The sequence below is a fragment of the Methanobrevibacter sp. genome, from assembly GCF_030539555.1.
Classification (GTDB): domain Archaea; phylum Methanobacteriota; class Methanobacteria; order Methanobacteriales; family Methanobacteriaceae; genus Methanocatella.
Map to the genome: position 1 here is coordinate 1 of NZ_JAUNXX010000015.1, position 6,102 is coordinate 6,102.

The following is a 6,102-nucleotide window of genomic DNA, read 5'->3' on the forward strand; positions in this document are numbered from 1 at the left end:
CATAATATTATATAAAATTATCTAAAAAGGTGTTTTAATGAAAAATATTATTATCGGATCAGGCCCTGCAGGAAGATTAGGCTCTTTAGAGCTAGGAAAACTTGGAGAAGATGTAATTTTAATTGAAAAAAATCATATAGCCGGAACCTGCTTAAATGAAGGATGCATGGTCATTTGCGCATTAACAGACATTACAAAATTTATAGACTCAAACAACCGGTTTAATAACCATGGTTTTCTTAAAAGCCAAATTGAAATTTCTTATGACAAAATCGTTGAAAAGATTATCGAAACACAGGAAAAACTTAGAAAATTAAACCAGATGGAAAATGAAAGTGTTGGAAATGAAATCATATATGGAGAAGCCAGTATTGAAGGAGATTCCATAAAAGTCAATAATGAAAGTTTTGATTATGACAATCTGTTAATTGCAACCGGAGCACGCCCATTCATTCCGGATATTAACGGCAGCGAACATGGCCTAACAAACAAAGACATCTTAAAATTAGATGATGTTCCTGAAAAGTTAAATGTGATTGGTGGTGGAATAATAGCCTGTGAGATAGCGAACATTTATTCAACACTTGGAAGTGAAGTCAATATTCTTGCAAGAAGCGGATTTTTAAAAGAAATTGGAAAAAATGCAAAAGAATATGTTTTGAAAAATATTATTCCAAATGTCAATGTATATGAAAACACCACCCCCTGCAAAATATTCAAAAATAAAGTTCTAACAGAAAATGGTGATGAACTGGAGGGCATACCATTTTTTGCAACCGGAAGAACACCGAATAGTGAAATTGCTGAAGGTTTTGTTGAACTCAACCCTGACAGAACAATAAAAGTTAATGAAATGATGGAAACTAATGTGAATAATGTATATGCTGCAGGTGATGTAACCGGAGGATATCAGTTGACACCAGTAGCAAGAATGGAAGGTATCGCAGCTGCAAGGAATATGGCAAACTATGCAAATAAAGTAAGCTATAAATGTATTCCTCAAAAGTTAAGTTTGAATATGGAAGTGGGTTTTGTTGAAAATGAAAAAAACGAGTGCTGTGATGAAGATAAATCGACAATAGCAATACCTGGAATCGCAGGTCCTGGTGCATTCTGGAATATCCTAACTGGAGATACAGGTTATAGTGAAATTGAATTTGACAAAAAGAATAACAAAATTAATAAAATTAATTCAATATCACCATCAGCAATTAGCGATATGGCATATCTGTCTTATTTAATGAGGGAGGACTATGATTTAGATGATTATGCTAATTTTATTGAAGTTCACCCCTCAACAGACACCAACTATAAAATAATAAAAAATATGTGGCTATAATTGCCACTATTCCACTTTTTTCAGAATCCTATCTGCCAAATCATCAGCAGCCTGAACACAGAGCTTTCCATAATATAAAGCATTCTCTTTTAGAGAATCATAATTTTCAAATGCTTCTTCTATGCTTTGACAGACATCTTCAACTTCAGATTCGATAATTGCTCCTTTAAACACTCCAGCCATATTCTGATATCTTCCCCATTTGACCTTGGTCAAGGCAATAATCGGAGTCTGGTAAACTAATGCCTCCTCCAGTGAGACACCGTCATCAGTTAACACTGCCAAATCGGCAAATTTGAACATATCCTTAATCCAATTAATGTAACCAAGATATATAATCTTCTCTTCATCTATCAAATCCATATATTCATCATGAAGCGGAAGACCGACTAAAACTAGATTAAATCTGTCGGATAAATCGCAAGCCAAATTAATAGCATCAATTGTACCTTTAAAAATTGAAGACCCTGATGAAAATAAAATTGTTTTTTTATTCTCATCGAAATTAGGATATTCCTTTAGTTTGGAAAACGCAACCTGAACATCACCACCCTCAATGTCTGGAGCTAACGGGTAAAATGATTTTTCCATATTTTCAGGAAGGCTGTCCCATCTGAACTTATCCAATTCAGGCAAGATAAAACAGTGGTTGAATTTAGGGCAAAACTTTGAATCCAATGGGGTGGATATTAATGAAAATCCCGGCTTTCTTGCAAATTTGGCGCCTAATGATCCGACAATAGCTCCTCCACCTAAAACACCCACGACAAAATCAACATTTAATTTGTTAATAAGAGACCTTGCTTTAAAGGTTGCGCCCAATAGCTTAATGCCCCCTTTTGCTGCAGATAATTTTGTTGCGGAGTGACCTCCTGCATGAGGTACTGAAATCTTATGCCAGTCATATCCATTTTTTTCAAATAAAGTCCCTAAGGCGGAGGCATCCAAACCAATTTCACAGGTTACATCCCTTTTTTCTAGTGCCTTGATTGTATTCAATGCCACCATTGCATCGCCACCTAACCCCCTACCAGTAACGATAAATAATGCCTTCATAAATTATCTCCCCAATCTTATTCTTGGTTTTACATCATTAGGACGATGATATGCTGAACTTCGTGCATGAGGATTATATAATAATCTTCTAAAACCCAATGAAATTAATAATGGATTAGTAACAGAATATTGTTTGTCTTTTAGGATATATTTTCTAGCCAAATCACCCAATCCCCCACCAGTTAAAACATCCATGAAGTAATCTCCAAAAGTCGGATTTATTAACCCTAATCTTTGTCTAAAGAATACTTTCAAAGTATTCCGCCTAACAAATGCAATTAATGTTGTTGTGATAATTGATAGAAGCAATAACCACCAGAATCCTCCAACCAAATAAAAGGCAATGCCTAATGCAACACCGAAAGTATGATTTCCAACTTCACCCAACATGATTTTTCCTGAAAAATCAAGTGGACAGTATCCTAAACATACAATTAAAATCAATAAAGGAGTGTAAATTGCCAATAATTCTGAAGTAGGTGGTGAATTAACTAGTACCATAATAATAATGGTTAAAATTGACATTATGACAGTAACAATACAAGTAGAACCAGGTTGCATATCTGAAATATTTAACGGTTGGACTAAAAGAGCAATTAAAATAGCTGAAACGCCTAATCCCTCCATAATTCCAACAATCATAATCAGCAATATTCCAATTCCCCGTGAAAGCTGACCCCATTCAATACCTAATGGGACACATTTTTTTCTTCCGAGCACATCATCAATAAAAGCAAAAATTCCTATAATTAGAACAAGATTATTGAATTTTGGCAATAAATAAAATGATAAAATAACAAAAGGAACTAAACCAATGCCTCTAGGAATACCTCCTCGGACATTAGGATACAGATTTCCCAGATAACCATGTTTTCCAAAAAATTTAAATATGAAATTTAATGCGAGAGTTCCAACTGCAGACAAGAAAAAAACGAAAATCATCGCAAAGATTACTGACGTATACATCATAATATCACAATTAACTTTAAAAATTTCGCATTTTTATTTTATAGTATCATATAATTATTTTATAATATATAAATTTTATATTACTTTTTTAAATGAATTAATAAATTTCATACCTTAAAATTGCAGCCATTCCACCCAAACTTTCCAATTGTTTTCCTCCATCATGCTCACTGCTAATTACCATAACTTCCCCTTTCATGTTTTCTACCATATCCATCAAATCCCCCATGTTTTCACTAGCAACTTTGGTATCCAGAACTAACAGCTCACTAACGGCACCCAAATTAATGGCATTTTTTGTTTCTTTCAAACCGTAAACAATTTTAGATGAATTTTTACCTATTTGGGTTAGTAATTTTTCAATTGCTCCCATTTCAATAGCTACTCTGTTTTCTGAAGTTAGCTTTTCAACAGTCCCTTTCTTCAGAACTTCAGATATTCCAACCCGACCGCCAGAGCCGGTACTTTCGATTATTGATTTTTTGGCCAAATCTTTATGTTTTTCCTTAATATAATCATAAAAATCATTCTTTACAAATCCAGGTCCGGCAATTACAATATTTTCAATTGAATCAAATTTTTCAATTGATTCTATGACTTTTTCATAGAATTGGACGATGTTTTTTTGCCTGTTTTTATCAAGTATTCTTTTGCCGGAGACACTTCCTTTGATTGGCCCGTAATATTCTATCCCAAATTGCCTCATCAAACCGAGAGTTGCACTGTCATCTTCTAAAACTACAATCATTGCAGACAATTTTTTAGATGCATCGATAGCTTGATTAATTCTTTTGATTGCCCATTTTGGCCATCGTTCTTTTTTGATGGTGATTGGAGTGTTGAGTTTCACCTCTAAAGTATGGTGAGATCCCAGAGGAATTAAATCTTCAGGACCTCTTGTAATGACTCCTGTCAATCTTAATTTTCCAGTGAATATGTGAAAACTAATATTTTCAATATCCAATCCCAAATAAAAAGTTTTTTTAACTCCCCTATCACTTCTTAACTTATCGCCTGTATTGTCCTGTATACGCCGGGTTGTCTTAGAGGAGGCATTGTCTCCAACTTCCACAATATGGGACAAATGCCATAAATCATCCAATGTTTCTGGAACTACTTCAATTATTCCTTCCTTTGTATCCTGGTTTATAATCCTCATAATTTCACGAATTTAGTTTCTAATCTAGTTAATATATTAAAAAGAATACTATTAAAATATTTGGAAAAATAGTGCATCCAGAAATCACGTCCCTCTAAATTTTTTCCGGATGAAACAGGGAAATGCAAAAATGAATCCCAATAATTTTATAATAATTAATGGAAAAAATAATATTGATAAAAATGAATATCGGAATTATTGGTGGTAGTGACGGTTTAGGTAAAACACTTGTCTACTACTTTAGAGATGAATTTAATGTATTTATAAGTGGAAGAGACCATAAAAAGGGTAGAAATGTTGCAAAAGATGCAAATGTGAATTATATCGAATCAAATGCTGGTTTAGCCAATATAAGTGACATATTAATTATTTCCGTTCCCATCCAACATACCTGCCATGTAATACGTGAAGTAGCCCCATTTATGAAAGAGGGCAGCCTTATGATTGATGTGACTTCCGTTAAAGAAGGCCCATCCAAAACAATGGCTGAAACACTTCCAGAAAATGTGGAATTCATCCCAACACATCCCATCTTCGGTCCAAGAACCACAGATTTGAATAACCAGGTCATTGTTTTAACAGCAGAAAAGAAAGGCAAATGGTATGATAAGGTTTACAACTACCTGAAGAATAAGAACATGAGAATTGTTGAAACCACTGCTGAAAAACATGACTTTATGATGAGCATAGTTCAAGTTCTGACTCATTTCTCTTTTATATCAACAGCATCAGCATTTGAAAAATTAAAAGTGAACATTTCCGAAACTGAAGATTACGAAAGCCCCATTTACAATCTGATGATTGATATGATTGCTCGTATTGTATCACAAAATCCATATCTGACATATAACATCCAGTCAATGAACGATAATGGAGATCATATTAGAAATACATTTGCAGAAGCCGTTAATGAACTGCGAGATGTGATTAATAATGATGATGAGGACAAATTTGTTGAAATAGCAATTAAAGCAACAAAAAATATGGGAGACATTAAGAATGCTTTAGGTAGAAGTGATAAAGCAATCAATGGCCTAAATCAAGAATACACATTACTGTTCAATTCAATCGGAAAAGAAGTTGGATTGAAACACATCTACTCCGGAAAAATCCATGTTGGAACTCTGGACAGCACTGATGGAAAAACAGCATATTTAAAAACAGGGAACAAAATTAAAAGTTTGAGAATAGCGAACATTGAAGTTTTGAGTGATGATGAGCTTTACGAATGGAAACTGAAACATCTTGATAAAAAGACAGTATCCATCAGTTGCGTCTTCCCAAAAAATGTTCATGTCCAGACAATCCAAAAAACAGTGAAAAACATGACCAATATAATTGATATTAAATTGATTGACGCCTACAATGGCCCCCAGATAGAGGAAAACTCAATCAGCCTGACTTTTGAAGTGTTGGCATTATCAAAAGAAGCGATTGAAAATGTGAAAAAATTGTTCACAGGATTCGGCGGAATCATCAGATAATTGTTTTATTTAACACGAACAAATATTAAAATACCAAAAAGTAATTAAATTTTTATTTTAGATATAACTAATCATCATTACTTATTTTTATTAAA

General features: G+C 33.6%; 5 protein-coding genes. 2 read left to right on the forward strand and 3 right to left on the reverse strand.

Going from position 1 to position 6,102, the window contains the following annotated elements:
* The first annotated feature begins 37 nt into the window (after positions 1-37).
* Positions 38-1,339, forward strand: coding sequence for an NAD(P)/FAD-dependent oxidoreductase (locus Q4Q55_RS04690; protein WP_303371666.1), 1,302 nt, complete (start codon positions 38-40; stop codon positions 1,337-1,339).
* 6 nt (positions 1,340-1,345) lie between these two features.
* Here Q4Q55_RS04690 and Q4Q55_RS04695 read toward each other — a convergent pair whose 3' ends face one another.
* The 3 genes from Q4Q55_RS04695 to Q4Q55_RS04705 all read right to left on the reverse strand — a co-directional run bounded on the left by Q4Q55_RS04695 (position 1,346) and on the right by Q4Q55_RS04705 (position 4,523).
* Entirely contained in the window at positions 1,346-2,395 is a 1,050-nt protein-coding gene (locus Q4Q55_RS04695; RefSeq protein ID WP_303371667.1) for a glycosyltransferase, read from the reverse strand.
* A gap of 3 nt (positions 2,396-2,398) precedes the next feature.
* Positions 2,399-3,364, reverse strand: a complete 966-nt coding sequence (locus tag Q4Q55_RS04700; protein WP_303371668.1) for a cell wall biosynthesis protein — start codon at positions 3,362-3,364, stop codon at positions 2,399-2,401.
* A 97-nt stretch (positions 3,365-3,461) separates the two neighbouring features.
* Positions 3,462-4,523 (reverse strand): mRNA surveillance protein pelota, encoded by a 1,062-nt coding sequence (locus Q4Q55_RS04705; protein WP_303371669.1) that lies wholly within the window; start codon positions 4,521-4,523, stop codon positions 3,462-3,464.
* A 173-nt stretch (positions 4,524-4,696) separates the two neighbouring features.
* Here Q4Q55_RS04705 and Q4Q55_RS04710 point away from each other — a divergent pair, with 173 nt between their 5' ends.
* Complete coding sequence (locus Q4Q55_RS04710; protein WP_368660138.1) at positions 4,697-6,007, forward strand: prephenate dehydrogenase; 1,311 nt, start codon at positions 4,697-4,699, stop codon at positions 6,005-6,007.
* Positions 6,008-6,102: the final 95 nt, after the last annotated feature.

Coding starts and splice junctions, on each gene's coding strand:
- Q4Q55_RS04690 (WP_303371666.1), top strand. CDS start 38: ATGAAAAATATTATTATCGGATCAGGCCCTGCAGGAAGATTAGGCTCT.
- Q4Q55_RS04695 (WP_303371667.1), bottom strand. CDS start 2,395: ATGAAGGCATTATTTATCGTTACTGGTAGGGGGTTAGGTGGCGATGCA.
- Q4Q55_RS04700 (WP_303371668.1), bottom strand. CDS start 3,364: ATGATGTATACGTCAGTAATCTTTGCGATGATTTTCGTTTTTTTCTTG.
- Q4Q55_RS04705 (WP_303371669.1), bottom strand. CDS start 4,523: ATGAGGATTATAAACCAGGATACAAAGGAAGGAATAATTGAAGTAGTT.